This window comes from Chelatococcus sp. KU-N122 (assembly GCF_055391085.1).
The window spans coordinates 5,589,172-5,605,407 of sequence record NZ_AP043981.1 but is presented as its reverse complement, the minus strand read 5'-3'; the positions used below and the strand labels follow the sequence as shown (position 1 = coordinate 5,605,407).

The following is a 16,236-nucleotide window of genomic DNA, read 5'->3' as shown; positions in this document are numbered from 1 at the left end:
GCAACGCTCGGCCGTCAGCTGTCTAGGCGCCGGAAAATCACCGACGCATTCGTTCCACCGAAGCCGAACGAGTTGGATAAAGCAATATCCACCGGCAAACGTTTTGCAATGTGTGGCGTCAAATCAATTGCCGTCTCAACTGAGGGCTCATCCAGGTTGATCGTCGGCGGTGCGATCTGATCGCGAATGGCGAGGACGGAAAAGATCGCTTCCACTGCTCCGGCTGCGCCGAGCAAATGGCCTATGCAGGACTTCGTCGACGACATGGTGAGCCGAGCCCCGGTGTTGCCGGCCAAGCGCTCCAAGGCCCTGAGCTCGATCTCGTCGCCAACCGGCGTCGATGTCCCGTGGGCGTTCACGTAGTCCACGTCGGCAATGGTGATCCCGGCCCGCTTGAGCGCTGCCTGCATGCAGCGATAGGCACCGTCTCCATCCTCCGCCGGCGACGTGATGTGGTGCGCGTCGCCCGACAGACCATAGCCGATGAGCTCGGCATAGATCCTGGCGCCCCGTGCACGCGCATGCTCGAGCTCCTCCAGCACGACGACGCCGGCGCCCTCGCCCATGACGAAGCCGTCCCGATCCTTGTCATAGGGACGCGAGGCGCGGGCGGGCTCGTCGTTGAAGGCCGTGGACAGGGCCCGGCAGGCCGCAAAGCCCGCCAGCGACAGCCGGTTGATCGGCGACTCGGCTCCCCCGGCCACCATGACGTCGGCATCGCCGAGCGCAATGAGACGGCCGGCGTCACCGATGGCATGGGCGCCGGTGGAGCAGGCGGTCACGACCGCGTGGTTGGGCCCGCGCAGACCATGCTTGATGGAGATATAGCCGGACGCCAGGTTGATCAGCCGGCCGGTGATGAAGAATGGCGAGACCCGGCGCGGGCCTTTCTCGTAGAGCGTCAGAGACGCGTCGTAGATGCCGCCGATACCGCCGATGCCGGAGCCCACGAGCACGCCGGTCGCGTTGCGGTCGTCATCCGTGCTGGGATGCCAGGCGGCGTCGTCCAGCGCCTGCTGGGCGGCCGCCATGGCGTAGACGATGAAGGGATCGACCTTGCGCTGATCCTTCGGGTCCATCCACTGGTCGGCATTGAAGGAGCCGTCGCTGCCGTCGCCGACCGGGATCTGGCAGGCGACCCTGCAGGCGAGGTCCGACACGTCGAACCCCTCCACAGCGGCGGCGCCGCTGCGGCCCGCAACGATCCCGGCCCAGGTGTGCTCCACGCCGCAACCGAGCGGGGTCACCATACCGAGGCCTGTGACGACGACTCGTCTCATCTTGTGTCCGTCAAACCTTACTCGAAACGCGACAGGGCCGGATCGCCGCTGCGAGGCCTGCCTCGGTGTTGCCACCGAGAGCCTCGCCCCGCCCCGGCGCCGGCACGTGTTCTCGCCACAAAACGTGGCCACCTTGGGGAATTTGAGTCTCGAAGCCCCAGACCACAAGCGGCGAGAGCCGCTCTCCCTCAGGCGGCGTTCTTCTCGAGGAACTTGATGGCATCCCCAACGGTGACGATGGTCTCGGCCGCGTCGTCCGGGATCTCGACGTTGAACTCCTCTTCGAACGCCATGACGAGTTCCACCGTATCGAGGCTGTCGGCTCCGAGATCGTCGATGAAGTTTGCGTTCTCCGTAACCTTGTCGGCGTCGACGCCGAGATGCTCGACAACGATCTTCTTCACGCGTTCGGCAATGTCACTCATCGTTGGGTCCTCGTTCATTGTCTCAATGGCGTGCGGCCGCCCGTTGTCGAGTGGCTCAGCCGGTTCGCCCGGTTGCTCCCCTGGGTCGACGACGCCCCCGAGGCCCTTCAACCGTCGTCACGTGCAAGCCCGTTTTCGGCGGCGCCGTCAAGTGCCGGACCCGAAACTTAGCACCTGTTAACACACGGACCTCGCCCTGACGAGGGGCGCGCCGCGCTGCTGAACGAAGTTCGCTTCAGCCAGCTAAGTAACTTAGAACATTGCCATTCCGCCGTTGACGTGCAACGTCTGGCCGGTCACGTAGGCGGCTTCGTCCGATGCCAGGTAGACGACCGCGGCGGCGACGTCCTCGCCGCCGCCGAGCCGTCCCGCCGGGACGCTGGCGAGAATGGCCTCGCGCTGTTTTTCGTTCAGCGCATCCGTCATCGGCGAGGCGATGAAGCCCGGCGCGACGCAGTTGACCGTGATCTGGCGGCTGGCCACCTCCGCCGCGAGCGCCTTGGTCATGCCGATCAGGCCGGCCTTCGACGCCGCGTAGTTGCCCTGGCCCGGATTGCCCGTCGATCCGACCACCGAGCCGATATTGACGATGCGCCCGAAACGCCGGCGCATCATGCCTTTGACCGCCGCGCGCGACAGGCGGAACGACGCCGTCAGATTGACTGCGATGACGCTGTTCCACTCGTCGTCCTTCATGCGCAGGAACAGGTTGTCCCGGGTCACGCCCGCATTGTTGACCAGCACGTCGAGGCCGCCGAGGGCCGCCTCGGCGGCGGGCACCAGGGCCTCCACCGAATCAACCGAAGAGAGGTCGGCCTCCACGACGTGCACGCCGTCGCCGAGCTCTGCCGCCAGCGCGTCCAGCGCTTCGCGGCGCGTGCCCGACAGGACGACCTCGGCCCCCTGCGCCCGCAATGCCCGTGCGATCGCACCGCCGATGCCGCCGCTTGCCCCTGTCACCAAGGCCTTGCGGCCGCTCAAATCGAACATTGCCGTCCTCCGCGTCTGCGTGCTCCGCCGTCGGCAGACATCTTTTGAGATTCCAATCTCTTAACACCGTCCGCTGGCATCCTGAATCGGGCCGTCGCCGCCAGGGGACAGAATGCCGGGCGCGTTCGTCTCAGCGGCGGCCGGAGACGAACGCCGTCACGTCGTCCGCCGTGCCGATCGACACGCACCTGCTGCCGCCGGCGATTCGTTTCGCCAGTCCGGTCAGCACCTTGCCGGCACCGACCTCATAAAATGATTCAACCCCGGCGGCGGCCATGGCGGCGATGCATTCCCGCCAGCGCACGGTGCCCGTCACCTGCGCCACCAGCCCGTCGCGGATCGCCGACGGCTCGCTCACCGGCTCGGCCGAAACGTTGGCGACCAGCGGAACCAGCGGCTTGACGATCGTCACCTTGTCGAGCGCGTCGGCCATGGCGTCTGCCGCCGGCTGCATGAGCGCGCAATGGAAGGGGGCCGAGACCGGCAGCATGATCGCCCGCTTGGCGCCTCGCGCCTGCGCCAGCACGATGGCCCGCTCGACGGCGGTGCGATGGCCGGACACGACCACCTGCCCCGGGCCGTTGTCATTGGCGGCGGCGCAGATCTCGCCCTGCGCCGCCTCCTTCGCCACCGCGGCGGCATCGTCGTAGTCGAGGCCGAGGAGGGCTGCCATGGCGCCGACGCCGACGGGAACGGCCTTCTGCATGGCCTCGCCACGGATCCGCAGCAGGCGCGCCGCATCGCGGAGCGTCAGGCTGCGGGCGGCGGCGAGCGCCGCGTACTCGCCGAGCGAGTGACCGGCGACGAATGCGGCTTCGCTCTTCAGGTCAAGTCCGGCTTCGGCCTCGAGCACCCGCATCGCCGCCATGCTGACGGCCATCAGCGCCGGCTGCGTGTTGGCGGTCAGCGTCAGCTCGTCGAGCGGCCCCTCCCACATCAGTCGGGACAGGTGCTGGCCGATGGCGTCGTCGACCTCCGCGAACACCTCGCGTGCCGCGGCGAAGTTGTCGGCAAGGGACTTGCCCATCCCCACCGCCTGACTGCCCTGACCGGGAAAGGTGTAAGCCGCCGTCATGGTCGTGCATCCTCCCTGCCGCCTTCGGCTCGCGGAGCCACGCGGCTGCGCCCAGCGGCGCACATCGTTTCGTGCCGGACGAGGGGTCCGGCCATCGGATCGCGGGCAGTGGCACCGGGGTGCCGGCGCTGTCAAGGAGACTCTTGCAAGGGAACTCTTGAAGGAGCTCTTGAACGAAACCCTCGGCGGACGGCAGCCGGATCTGCGCGGACCGGCGGGCCGCCCCGCCCCTTGCGGGCGGCCGGACCCGGCGGCCGCTCTTGCGCAAAGGCCGCGCAGCCTATAGATCTGGCATGGATTCCGACAATCTGCTCATTATCGAGAAGGAGCCCGCTGCATGGCTCGCGTAACCGTCGAAGATTGCATCGACAAGGTCAACAATCGCTTCGAGCTGGTGCTGCTGGCCGGCCACCGCGCGCGCATGATCTCGTCCGGCGCGCCGCTCACGGTGGACCGCGACCGCGACAAGAACCCGGTCGTCGCCCTGCGCGAGATCGCCGACGAGACGATCTCGGTCGAGGACCTCAAGGAAGACCTGATCCACTCGCTGCAGAAGCACGTGGAGGTCGACGAGCCCGAGGAGGACACCGTGCCGCGGCTCGCGGCCATGGGCGCTGCGGCGAGCCAGGGCCGGGCCGACGAGGACATCCAGGAGTTCGACCGCATGAGCGAGGAGGACCTGCTGCGCGGCCTGGAAGGGCTGGTGCCGCCGGCCCAGACGGAGGAGGAGGAAGGCTGAGCGCCCTCTTCCCATCGTGACGAAGCCCGGCTCCGCCGGGCTTTTTTTTGGCCGGAAGCGCCTCGACGCAACCGGCATGGCGCGATGACACGGCGCGCGGCCCCGATGTCGCCTTGGAATTCAGCTATTCTCCAGCCAATCCCGCGACGAAATGGCGGATAACCATGATGGGACCCGCAGCTTGTCCTCCATGGGTGGTGAAGAGATAGTGGATGATGCCGACCGCTGCCCAAAAAACCGCGCCAGAAAAGCCCGTCGCCGTGACCGCTGTCCCCTCCAAGATCGCACCGCCGGCGCAGGAGCGCACCGTCGAGGCCCCGGCCGCCGAGGCTGCCGCCCCGCGGCCGCGCCCCTTGATGCGGCAGTACGAGCTCGTCGAACGCGTCAAGAGCTACGACCCGCACGCCGATGAGGCCCTGCTCGACCGGGCGTACGTCTATGCCATGCGCGCGCACGGCAGCCAGATGCGGGCCTCCGGCGATCTCTATTTCAGCCACCCGCTGGCGGTCGCCGCGATCCTCACCGATCTGAAGCTCGACGACGCCACCATCGTCGCCGCGATCCTGCACGACGTCATCGAGGACACGGACGCGACGCGCGAGGAGATCGACCGGCTGTTCGGTGCCGAGATCGGCGCCCTGGTCGACGGCCTCACCAAGATCAAGAAGCTCGACTTCGTTTCCAAGAAGGCGACCCAGGGCGAGAACTTCCGCAAGCTGCTGCTGGCGATCGCCGCCGACGTCCGCGTGCTGCTGGTGAAGCTCGCCGACCGGCTCCACAACATGCGCACCCTCGACCACGTGGCGCCGGCCAAGCGCGTGCGCATCGCCGAGGAGACGCTGGATATCTATGCGCCGCTGGCCGGCCGCATGGGCATGCAGGAAATGCGGGAGGAGCTGGAGGAGCTGTCCTTCCATCACCTGAAGGGCGACGCACAGGCCACGATCCGCAAGCGCCTTGAGGAGGTGATCGACAAGAACGAGCGGCTCATCGAGCAGATCGAGACCGATCTCAAGGCGAAGCTCGCCGAGCGCGGCATCGAGGCCCAGGTTCTCGGCCGGCGCAAATCGCCGTACTCGATCTTCCGCAAGATGGAACGTAAATCGATCGCCTTCGAACAGCTGTCGGACATCTTCGGCTTTCGCATCATCGTCAACAGCCTGGATGATTGCTATCGCGCGCTCGGCATCGTGCACACGACCTGGCCCATGGTGCCCGGCCGTTACAAGGACTATATTTCGACGCCGAAGCAGAACGACTATCGGTCGATTCATACGACCGTGGTCGGTCCCGGCCACCAGCGCGTCGAGCTGCAGATCCGCACGGCCGACATGGACAGCGTGGCCGAGTTCGGCATCGCCGCGCACGCCCTCTATAAGGAAGGGCTGAACGACCCGGCAGCGCTGGCCAACGAAAGCCGCGCCTATCGGTGGCTGCGCAAGACCGTCGACCTCCTGGCGGAAGGCGACAGCCCCGAGGAGTTTCTCGAGCACACCAAGCTCGAGCTGTTCCACGACCAGGTATTCTGCTTCACCCCCAAGGGACGGCTGATCGCCTTGCCGCGCGGCGCCACCCCGATCGATTTCGCCTATGCCGTCCACACCGATGTCGGCAACACCGCCGTGGGCTGCAAGATCAATGGCCGGATCTCGCCCCTGCTGTCGGAGCTGCAGAACGGCGAAGAGGTCGAAATCATTCGTGCTAACGGCCAGGTGCCGCCGGCGGCCTGGGAATCTCTGGTGGTCACCGGCAAGGCCCGCGCCGCCATCCGTCGCGCGTCACGGGCGGCCGTGCGTCGGCAATATGCGGGGCTCGGGCGGCAGATCCTCGAGCGCGCCTTCGAGCGGGCCGGCAAGAGCTTCGCGGAGGACAAGCTCAAGGGGGCCCTGCCCCGTCTGGCGCGCGCCTCGATCGAGGACGTGCTGGCAGCCGTGGGCCGCGGCGAGATGTTCTCGGGCGACGTGGTCAAGGCGATCTTTCCCGACTACCAGGACGACAAGCGGACGGCCGCCAGCACGCCGCCGCTGAGCGGCTGGTTCGGCCTCGACAACGGCCGGAGCGTCAAGTTCCGGGTGCCGAGCAACCCCGACCAGATCGCGCCCATTCCGATCCGCGGCCTCGGCGGCGATCTGCCGGTGCGCTTCGCCCCGAACGGCGGCGCGGTGCCGGGCGATCGCATCGTCGGCATTCTGACGCCGGGCGACGGGGTGACCATCTATCCGATCCAGTCCCCCGCGCTCGCCGCTTTCGAGAACGAGCCCGAGCGCTGGCTCGATGTTCGCTGGGACGTCGACGGCCGTCAGCGCCAGCGCTTTCCCGCCCGCATCAAGCTCAAGTCGATCAACGAGCCCGGCAGCCTGGCGCAGATCGCGCAGGTGATCGCCGACCACGACGGCAACATCGAGAACGTCGCCATGGTCCGGCCCACGGCCGATTTCACCGACGTCACGGTCGACCTGTCGGTGTGGGACCTCAAGCACCTCAACAACATCATCGGCGAGCTCAGGGCCAAGCGCGTCATCAACAGCGTCGAGCGCATCACCAATTGAACCTGCGGCGACGATGGGGATAGGTAGCCGCGAGGGCTGCTGTCGGGAGGCGTATCGTGAACCAAGATGACGTATTGGCCGAGTTTCGCGAGGCTGGCGCCCTGCTGGAGGGGCACTTCATCCTCACGTCAGGTCTGCGCAGCCCGCTGTTCATCCAGAAGATGTTCGTATTCATGGACCCGGTGCGCACCGAGCGGGTCTGCAGGGCGTTGGCCGAAAAGGTGAAGGCGGCCTTCGGCGAGATCGATCTGGTCGTCTCGCCGGCGGTGGGCGGCATCATTCCGGGCTACGAGACGGCCCGTCAGCTCGGCGCCAAAGCCGTGTTCGTCGAACGTGAGGGCGGCCAGTTCGTTCTGCGGCGAGGATTCCAGATTCCGCCCGGCGCCCGCGTGCTGATGGTGGAGGACATCATCACCACCGGCCTATCGTCGCGCGAATGCCTGCTGGCCGTCAAATCCCACCCGGGACATGTCGTCGGCGCCGCCTGCCTGATCGATCGCTCCGCCGGCAAGGCCGATCTCGGCGTGCCCCTCGTCGCCCTCGCCTCGCTCGACGTGCCGGCCTATCCGGCCGACCAGCTGCCTCCCGAGCTGGCCGCGATCCCGGCGGTCAAGCCAGGCAGCCGTGGGCTTGGCATGTAATTGCGCGGCATCGATCTGCAACCTGGAAGGGTTTCAACAGCGCCGACACAGAAAATGCGCGCAATCGACGTCTAAAGCTCTCGATCTTGACGCAAAACAGCCGAGATGAAGGTACTCGCTCAGCGCCATGCCCTGTTGCGAACGTTGTTCGATGGGCGCGAACCTGCTATCCGAATCGTTGAATGTTGCGGATCATCATTCCGGGGAGGCGGCCCGGCGTCCGCGTGTTTCGAGTAATATTTCAACGTCAGGATTTCCATGGCCAGCGACCATCGACTTGCTTTATTTATTGACGGCGCCAACCTCTATGCGACGGCAAAAAGTCTCGGCTTCGATATCGACTACCGTAGGCTCCTGAAAGAATTTCAGAGCCAAGGCACCCTCATCAGAGCGTATTACTACACTGCGATGGTGGAGGATCAGGAATATTCGTCGCTGAGACCGTTGGTCGACTGGCTCGACTATAACGGATACCGCGTCGTGACCAAGCCGACCAAGGAATTCGTCGACGCGACCGGGCGCCGCAAGATCAAGGGCAACATGGACATCGAGCTCACCGTGGATGCGCTGGAGCTCGCGCCCTACCTCGACCACGTCATCCTGTTCTCGGGCGACGGCGACTTCCGTTCGCTGGTCAACGCCCTGCAGCGGAAGGGACTGCGCGTCAGCGTGGTGTCATCGATCGTGACCCAGCCCCCCATGGTGGCGGATGAATTGCGCCGTCAGGCCGACGAGTTCATCGATCTGGCCAACCTGATGGCACGCGTTGGCCGGGATGCGGGCGAACGGCCGCCGCGGCCGCCTGCCGCCGACCGCACGGGCGGGGCCGAGGAGCGGCCCCGTGGCCTGGAGCGCCGTTACGGCATCCGCCAGCCGGACGACGAACCGAACCCGTGAAGCGACCGGGGCCGACAGGTCCCGGCCACTGCGGCGAGAGCGCTTGGCGATTGGGTGGGCTCACCCAATCGCAAGAGAAACACCCCGGTTTCAAAACTTCGAACATGTCTAGAGCATTTCGCAATTGGATGAGATCATCCAATTGCAGAGAAATGCTCGTAACTTTTTGAATCTGGAGCGCTTTTCTGCGATTAGGTGATTTCACCCAATCGCAAAGCGCTCTAGCCGATCAGATGAGGCCATCCGATCGGGACATGTTCTGGAGCATCGGCCGCCTCGATGCCTTGGCGGCCGATGCCGATGGCGGACGTCGCGCCGCGCAGTCCGTGGGAGGCGATTGTCCTCAGGCTGCGAACTGATCTCCCGTCACATGGGGAAGCCTCGTGCCGTCGCCCTGCCTGGCGGGGCGTGCCGCGCTGCCCGTGTCCTCCGGCAAGCCTGCGAAGCGGCGCAAGGCCTGAGCCATCTGGACGCGACCGGCAACGCTCGTGATGACAACGTCGACCATGGGGAACGACGAGTGGAAGTGTCCATGGGCTTGCAATTGCGCGACGGGCACGCCGGCCGCTGCAAGCGCTTCGGCGTAGGCGATCCCCTCGTCGCGCAAGGGATCGAACTCGCAGGTGACGACGAACGCCGGCGGCAGTCCAGTCAACGTGCCGAGGAGCGGCGACGCCCTGGGATCGCTCCGGTCCGCAGGGTCGCAATATTGATCCCAGAACCAATGCATCAACGGGCGCGTGAGGAAGTAGCCCTCGGCGTTGTCGCTGTATGATCCGTGCTCGCGGCTGCCGTCGGTGACCGGACAGACCAGCAGCTGGCCGGCGATCGGCGGCCCGCCGCGATCGCGCGCCAGCTGACAGGTGACGGCGGCGATGTTGCCGCCGGCGCTCCAACCGGCGACGGCGACGGGGCCGGGCCGGCCGCCGAGCTCGCCGGCGTGATCGGCGATCCAGCGCAAGGCGGCGTAGCCGTCTTGCGCCGCCGTGGGGAACCGGTGCTCGGGGGCATGGCGGTAGCCCACGCTGATCAGGATCATGTCGCTGCGCCGGCACAGGTCGCGGCAGAACGGATCATCGGAATCGTGGCTGCCGAGCACCCAGCCGCCGCCGTGGAAATACACCACCACCGCATGCGGCCCCGGGGTTGCCGGCCGGTACAACCGGTAGGGAAGCGCCCCCCCTTCGACCGGTAGCGTTCCGTCGACGACCTCGCCCACCGGCCGGCCGGCCGGCCGGGTGGCATTGAACTCGGCGACGAAGTCACGCGCGCCCTCGGCACCCAGAGATTCGATCGGGGGCAGATCCATGGCGGCCATAGCGTTCAGCACGAGGCGAACGTCCGGCTGGAGGCGGACAACCTCGCCATCATGGCATTGCGGCGCCACAGCAGGGCCCGTCAGCTCGAAGCCGAGCATGCCGCGGATGACGACCTCGTCACAGATCCCGCGGTACGGGCCGACGCCCCCGGTATAGGGCATCACCCCTTGCGGCTTGCCGGGGACGTTGGCGCCCGTGTACCAGGTGTTGGCCAGCCGATGCAGCGTGATGGCCGCGCAGTCCGCCAGATGGCGCGTCCAACCTGCCTGGGCCGCCTCGGTCGCCTCGATCGTCGTGAAACCGGCCTCACGCATCGCCGCAAGACGGTCGACGATCCAGTCGACATGCTGCTCGATCGACACGACCATATTCGACAGCACCGACGGGCTGCCCGGCCCGGTGACCGTGAACAGGTTCGGAAATCCCGCGACCATCAGGCCCAAATAGGTCTTGGGACCGTCGGTCCAGACATCCGACAGCATCACGCCGCCGCGGCCCGCGATCGGGTGAACCGCAAGCACCGCGCCGGTCATGGCGTCGAACCCGGTGGCGAACACGATCACGTCCACGTCGTATGTGCCGCTGGCGGTCTCGATGCCGGACGGCGTGATCGCCCGGATCGGATCGCGCCGCAGGTCGACCAATTCGACATTGGGCCGATTGTACGTGGCGTAGTAGCCGGTATCGAGACACGGCCGCTTCGCCCCGAACGGGTGATCGTGCGGGGACAGCGCCGCTGCGGTCACCGGGTCGCGGACGGTGTCGCGGATCTTCTCCCTGATCAACTCGGCCACCAGCGCATTGCCGTCGACATCGACACCGGCGTCAGCCCACAGCTGGGTGAGGATGACGATGAGATCGCCGGTCGCCCACGCTTTCTCGAAGCGCTCCCGACGCTGGGCATCGCTCAACTGCCAGCTGAACTCGGTGGCCGGCGGCAGCGGCACGCCGGCCATCGACCACCGGGCTTGCTCGCGGAAGCCGACGCGGTCCTCCTCGAGCAGAGCCAGGCGATCCGGCAAAGCCGGTCCGTTATGTGCCGGCAGGGCGAAGTTCGGCGTCCGCTGGAATACGGTCAAGCGCGCGGCTTGCTCCGCGATGAGTGGAATCGCCTGAATGCCCGACGAGCCCGTGCCGATGACCGCGACGCGGCGCCCCTGCAAGGCGGCCCCGTCGTGGGGCCATCGACCGGTGACGTACACATCACCGGCGAAGGCGCCGACGCCCTCGATCTCCGGCGGCTTGGGGGCCGAAAGACAGCCGGTCGCCATGACGTAGAAGCGGCACGACACCGGCGCGCCATTGCCGGTCGACAGGTGCCACCGCTGCGCGGTCTCGTCCCAACGTGCCGCCGTCACCGGGGTCGAGAAACGGATGTCACGCCGCAGGTCGTAGCGGTCGGCAACGAATCCCAGATAGGACAGAATCTCCGGTTGCGTGGCGTATTTTTCCGACCACGACCATGCCGCCTCCAGCTCGGGATCGAAGGTGTAGCTGTAGTCGGTGGTGGCAATATCGCAACGCGCGCCCGGGTACCGGTTCCAATACCAGGTCCCGCCGACATCGTCGGCCGCCTCCAGCGCGACCGCCGAGAACCCCGCTTGGCGGAGGCGATACAGCAGGTAAAGGCCTGCGAACCCAGCCCCCACCACCGCTACGTCCACCTGCTGCGCACCACGCGCGCCAGTTGCATTTTCCATGGTTTCCTCCTTTGTTGATATTTATCTCACCGCGACGACGTCGAAGCGCTCGCCATGACTGCCGCCCTTCACGCCGAAGCGGCAGCCAGGATAATCCCCGTGCGAGGCACTGGAAGCGCCGCGGCATTCACATCGAGGTCAAGCCGAGCCCGATCTCATGGATGCCGGCCACCCGGCTCCAATGACGATGACCTCGTAGGGCCCCGCGACTATAGCGCTATGGTCGAAACTCAGGAATATGCACCGCTCAGGTTGCTGCGCGGCTGGCTCGACGACAGTAGCCGGAGCATCAGGCCAGAGCATCGGGCCCGAAGGTGGATGCTGGTCTTGGGACAATCCGATGTCCGGACACGGAGCTGGAGCGGCAGCGCCGATCCGTCGGAGCGTCCGACGCTCTGGCGCGCCGTGACGGAGCAATTCGTCGATGCGCGCAGGCGCCGCAAGATGGCGAGCGAGCCGCGCCGCCGATCCGGCGAGGACATCGGTCCGGCCAAGCCGCTTGATCCGCTGGGGACGACGGGCGGCGCGGCGCTCGGGCATCTTCGACGCCCGCCATGGAGATGGAGCCAGAAGGAGATGGAGCCGCCGCCCGATGCCGTCGAAGCAACCGGGCCGGGCAGCGGCCGCCTTTTAGCTGCGCGGCCCGCTCAGCCCTTGTCGCGCAACAGGCGTGACCGCTCCCGTTCCCAGGTGCGCTTCTTCTCTGTCTCGCGCTTGTCGTGCAGGTTCTTGCCGCGCCCGAGCGCCAGCTCCACCTTGGCGCGACCGTCGGTGTTGAAATAGATCTTCAGCGGGATGACCGTAAAGCCCTCCCGTTGGGTGGCTCCGATCAGCTTGTTGATCTGACGCTTGTGCAGGAGCAGCCGCCGCGGACGCTTGGTCTCGTGGTTGAAGCGGTTCGCCTGGAGATACTCTGGGATATAGGCGTTGAAGAGAAAGATCTCTTCGCCCGACGGCCCGGCGTAGGCTTCGCCAATCGTCGCCTTGCCGCTCCGGAGCGACTTCACCTCGGTGCCGGTGAGGGCGATTCCCGCCTCGAGAGTATCGATGATCTCGTAGTTGAAGCGGGCCTTTCTGTTGTCGGCGACGACCTTATGGACGCCTTTAGGTGCGCTCATAGCTCATCACTGGTTGATCAGGGCGGCGTGGACCATGGCCGAGCGGACGGCGGAGCGAGTCGCCTCGGTGAGCGGCACCATGGGTAGCCGCGCCTCGTCCGACATGCGCCCGAGCACCGACAGCGCGTACTTGGCCGGAGCCGGATTCGGCTCGAGGAACAGGTTCGTATGCAGCGGCATCAAGCGGTCCTGCAGGCTCAGCGCCTCGTCGAAGCGGCCCGCCATGCAGGCTTCCTGGAACTCGCTGCAGGCCCGCGGCGCCACGTTGGAGGTGACCGAGATGCAGCCATGGCCGCCATGCGCCATGTAGCCCAGTGCCGTCGCATCCTCACCCGAGAGCTGGTTGAAGTCGGCTCCCATGGCCTGGCGCTGCTGGCTCACGCGCGCGATGTTGGCGGTCGCGTCCTTGACGCCGGTGATGTTGGGCAGCTCGTAGAGCCGCTTCATGGTGTCGACGCTCATGTCGACCACCGACCGGGGCGGGATGTTGTAGATGATGATCGGGATGCCGACGGCGTCGTTGACGGCCTTGAAATGCTGGTAGAGCCCTTCCTGGCTGGGCTTGTTGTAATAGGGGGTAACCACCAGGACGGCATCGGCGCCGGCCTTTTCGGCATGGCGAGCGAGGCCGACGGCCTCGTGCGTGTTGTTCGATCCCGCGCCGGCAATCACCGGAACTCGGCCCTTCGCCTCCTCGATGCACCACTCGACGACCTGACGGTGCTCGTCATGGGACAAAGTCGGGCTTTCTCCGGTCGTGCCGACGGGCACCAGGCCGTGGGTGCCGTTCTCGATCTGCCAGCTGACGTGCGCGCGGAACGCCTCCTCGTCCACCTTCTCGCCCTTGAACGGCGTGACGAGCGCGGTGATCGAACCCTTGAAAAGGCGGTGCTTGGCCATCACGGTCCTCGGCGATCCTCGGGGCACGGCCGGTGAACGAGCGTGCCCGATATGAGAAAAGTAACACTACGTGGATATTAGTGGGTGCGCCCGGACTTCGCCAGCCACGGCGACCGCCCACCGGCGAGCCGCCTCGCAAGCGCCCGATCAGCGATTCGTGGCATGGTGTAGCAGGCTTATTCTTGCCTCAACTTTTTGTCATTGGCAGCGGGGGCATGGGGATAGCCATCCCGATTCGACACATAGCGGCTCCTCACGATCCGTGAAAGGGATTGCTTGGCCGAGCGGAAGAAAAAGGTGAACCGCAAGAAGGCGAAGCGGCCGAGCCTGCCCAGATGGGCGAGGATCGGTCGTGCCATTGCCGTTGCCTGCCTCGCCCTGGTCGCCAGTGTCGGCATCGTGGACCGTACGGAGCACAAGCGCAGCCGCGTGGCGAACGCGCCAACGCGTTCGCCGTCCACCACGCCGCCGCCGGACGCCGCCCCCGCGCAACGGAAACCCGACAGCGCCCCGGCAGGTTCCGTCCCGGGGCCGGCGCCGGACACGCAGGCGATCGTGCCGCCGCCGGCCGCCGTGGAGCCATTGCCGGCGGAGCGGCCCCTGGATGCCCCGATGTCGCCGCCGGCCGGGGTCGATATGGCGCTCGTCAAGGGGGCCATCGACAGCTACCGCCGCGGCGACGTCCCCGGAGGCGATGCCGCCAAGGCGGCGCTGACCGATCGCTCCGCACGGTCGCTGCTCGAGTGGGTCGCCATCCGCGCCAACGGACGCGCGGTCGGCTTTGAGCGGCTTGTGGCCTTTCTCACCGCGCAGGCGGATTGGCCGGGCGCCAACCTGGCCCAGCGCCGGGCGGAGGAGGCGCTGTACTACGAGAAACGCCCGACCGCGACGGTGCTGGACTTTTTCGCCACGCGCCGTCCGACCTCGCCCCAGGGGCGGATGGCGCTTGCCGCCGCGTTGCGATCGCAGGGCCGCGAGGCGGAGGCCGGCGAGCTGATCCGCACCGTCTGGCGCGAGGACAGCCTGTCGCAAGAGACCGAAAAGGCCTTGATGGGATCTTATCCGGCGGTGCTGAGCAAGGTCGAGCACCGCAACCGGATGGAATATTTCCTGTTCAAGGAGCAATGGGACCAGGCCCTGCGCGTGGCGGGCTACGCCGGAGACGACTACGTCAAGCTCGCCAGGGCGCGCATCGCCGTCGTGGAGCGCAGCGGCAAGGCGCAGGCCGCGCTGGACGCGGTCCCTGCAGCGCTGCGGGACGACAGCTCCTACAGCTTCTCGCGCGCCCACTTCCTGCGCAAGGCCGACAAGCTGGCGGAAGCGGCCAAGATCCACAGCACCGTCAGCCGTGACCCGGCGGTGCTGATCGACGGCGACGAGTGGTGGGCCGAGCGCCGCATCCTGGCGCGCAAGCTGCTCGAAAAGGGCGAGGCCCAGGCTGCCTACGACGTGGTCGCCGGTCACGGCGCCGAGAGTGACCAGCATGCCATCGAAGCCGAATTCCATGCCGGCTGGATCGCGCTGCGCTTCCTGAACGAGCCCAAGCTCGCGGCCGGACACTTCGACGCCGCCGCCAGCAAGGCCGAGACCCCGGTCTCGGTCGCCCGCACGGCCTACTGGAAGGGACGCGCCGCCGAGACGCTCGGCGACAAGGCCAAGGCGCGCGAGGACTACGAGAAAGCCGCCAGCTACACCACCACCTACTATGGGCAGATCGCTCGCGTGAAGATCGGCCTCGACGATCTGCCGCTGCGCGCGATTCCACGACGCGGCATGGACGCCGCCGACAAGCTAGCACCGCTGCGCGGCATGCGGCTGCTCTACGAGGCCGGCGCCAAGGACCTGGCTACGCCCCTCTTCATCGGGCTCGCGCAGACACTGACCGACCCGGAGCAGCTCGACGCCGTCGCCGCCATCGCAGCCGGATACGGCGATGCGCGCGCCATGGTGCTCATCGGCAAGGCTGCCATGCAGCGAGGCTACCCGCTCGACATGGCGGCCTTTCCGCTGATCGGGCTGCCGGATTACGAGGTCGTCGGCGATCCTGTCGAGAAGCCGATGGTCTATGCCATCGCCCGCCAGGAAAGCACATTCGATCCGGGCGTCATGTCCCAGGTGGGCGCGCGCGGGTTGATGCAGCTCATGCCGGCCACCGCCAAGAATACGGCGACGCGCTCCGGTATTCCCTTCGATCTTCCCCGTCTCACCGCCGACCCGGCCTACAACGCCAAGATCGGCGCGCGCCACCTGCGAGAGCTGCTGGAGGAGTGGCGGGGATCGTACATCATGGCCTTTGCCGCCTATAACGCGGGCGGCGGCAACGTGCGCAAGTGGATCAAGGCTTACGGCGATCCCCGGCTCGGGCAGATCGATCCGGTCGATTGGGTCGAGCTCATCCCTTTCAGCGAGACGCGCAACTATGTGCAGCGTGTCATGGAGAACCTGCAGGTCTACCGCCATCGCCTCGGCGTGAAGACCTCCACGCTGATCTCCGAGGATCTGCAGCGCGGCGCGCCCGGTCACGCGCGGACCGATTCCGCGCACCCGACGAAGGCTGCCAGCGAAACAGCCTCCAACCCCTGAGGGAGCCGCAAAGCGGCGGC

The 16,236-nt window shown here is 66.8% G+C and carries 12 protein-coding genes; 5 read left to right on the top strand and 7 right to left on the bottom strand.

Annotated features, from left to right (window positions below; translation table 11 throughout):
- Positions 1-14: 14 nt before the first annotated feature.
- The 4 genes from fabF to fabD all read right to left on the bottom strand — a co-directional run bounded on the left by fabF (position 15) and on the right by fabD (position 3,770).
- Complete coding sequence (fabF, locus tag ACZ5PO_RS25240; RefSeq protein ID WP_464184726.1) at positions 15-1,280, bottom strand: beta-ketoacyl-ACP synthase II; 1,266 nt, start codon at positions 1,278-1,280, stop codon at positions 15-17.
- Between the two features lie 188 nt (positions 1,281-1,468).
- Positions 1,469-1,705 (bottom strand): acyl carrier protein, encoded by a 237-nt coding sequence (locus ACZ5PO_RS25235; protein ID WP_464197036.1) that lies wholly within the window; start codon positions 1,703-1,705, stop codon positions 1,469-1,471.
- Between the two features lie 252 nt (positions 1,706-1,957).
- A complete protein-coding gene (gene fabG, locus ACZ5PO_RS25230; protein WP_464184724.1) occupies positions 1,958-2,695 on the bottom strand; it encodes a 3-oxoacyl-[acyl-carrier-protein] reductase in 738 nt (245 codons plus the stop codon).
- 130 nt (positions 2,696-2,825) lie between these two features.
- Positions 2,826-3,770, bottom strand: a complete 945-nt coding sequence (gene fabD, locus ACZ5PO_RS25225; RefSeq protein ID WP_464184723.1) for an ACP S-malonyltransferase — start codon at positions 3,768-3,770, stop codon at positions 2,826-2,828.
- A gap of 337 nt (positions 3,771-4,107) precedes the next feature.
- Here fabD and rpoZ point away from each other — a divergent pair, with 337 nt between their 5' ends.
- The 4 genes from rpoZ (at position 4,108) to ACZ5PO_RS25205 (ending at position 8,596) form a co-directional block, all read left to right on the top strand.
- Positions 4,108-4,509: a DNA-directed RNA polymerase subunit omega gene (gene rpoZ, locus ACZ5PO_RS25220; protein WP_464184721.1), complete on the top strand. Its 402-nt coding sequence runs from the start codon at positions 4,108-4,110 to the stop codon at positions 4,507-4,509.
- 353 nt (positions 4,510-4,862) lie between these two features.
- Entirely contained in the window at positions 4,863-7,058 is a 2,196-nt protein-coding gene (locus ACZ5PO_RS25215) for a RelA/SpoT family protein (RefSeq protein ID WP_464197034.1), read from the top strand.
- Positions 7,059-7,114: 56 nt separating this feature from the next.
- On the top strand, positions 7,115-7,699 hold the full coding sequence (pyrE, locus tag ACZ5PO_RS25210; protein WP_464184720.1) for an orotate phosphoribosyltransferase: 585 nt from the start codon (positions 7,115-7,117) through the stop codon (positions 7,697-7,699).
- Positions 7,700-7,957: 258 nt separating this feature from the next.
- A complete protein-coding gene (locus tag ACZ5PO_RS25205) occupies positions 7,958-8,596 on the top strand; it encodes a LabA-like NYN domain-containing protein (protein WP_464184719.1) in 639 nt (212 codons plus the stop codon).
- A gap of 343 nt (positions 8,597-8,939) precedes the next feature.
- On the opposite strand, the gene ACZ5PO_RS25200 is transcribed toward ACZ5PO_RS25205, so the two are convergent.
- The 3 genes from ACZ5PO_RS25200 to dapA form a co-directional block, all read right to left on the bottom strand.
- On the bottom strand, positions 8,940-11,615 hold the full coding sequence (locus ACZ5PO_RS25200) for a flavin-containing monooxygenase (protein ID WP_464184718.1): 2,676 nt from the start codon (positions 11,613-11,615) through the stop codon (positions 8,940-8,942).
- Positions 11,616-12,262: 647 nt separating this feature from the next.
- The gene (gene smpB / locus ACZ5PO_RS25195; protein WP_464184716.1) at positions 12,263-12,733 is read right to left on the bottom strand and encodes an SsrA-binding protein SmpB; all 471 of its coding nucleotides are present in this window, start codon (positions 12,731-12,733) and stop codon (positions 12,263-12,265) included.
- Positions 12,734-12,739: 6 nt separating this feature from the next.
- The gene (gene dapA / locus ACZ5PO_RS25190) at positions 12,740-13,633 is read right to left on the bottom strand and encodes a 4-hydroxy-tetrahydrodipicolinate synthase (RefSeq protein WP_464184714.1); all 894 of its coding nucleotides are present in this window, start codon (positions 13,631-13,633) and stop codon (positions 12,740-12,742) included.
- Between the two features lie 297 nt (positions 13,634-13,930).
- Here dapA and ACZ5PO_RS25185 point away from each other — a divergent pair, with 297 nt between their 5' ends.
- Entirely contained in the window at positions 13,931-16,216 is a 2,286-nt protein-coding gene (locus ACZ5PO_RS25185) for a lytic transglycosylase domain-containing protein (protein WP_464184713.1), read from the top strand.
- Positions 16,217-16,236: the final 20 nt, after the last annotated feature.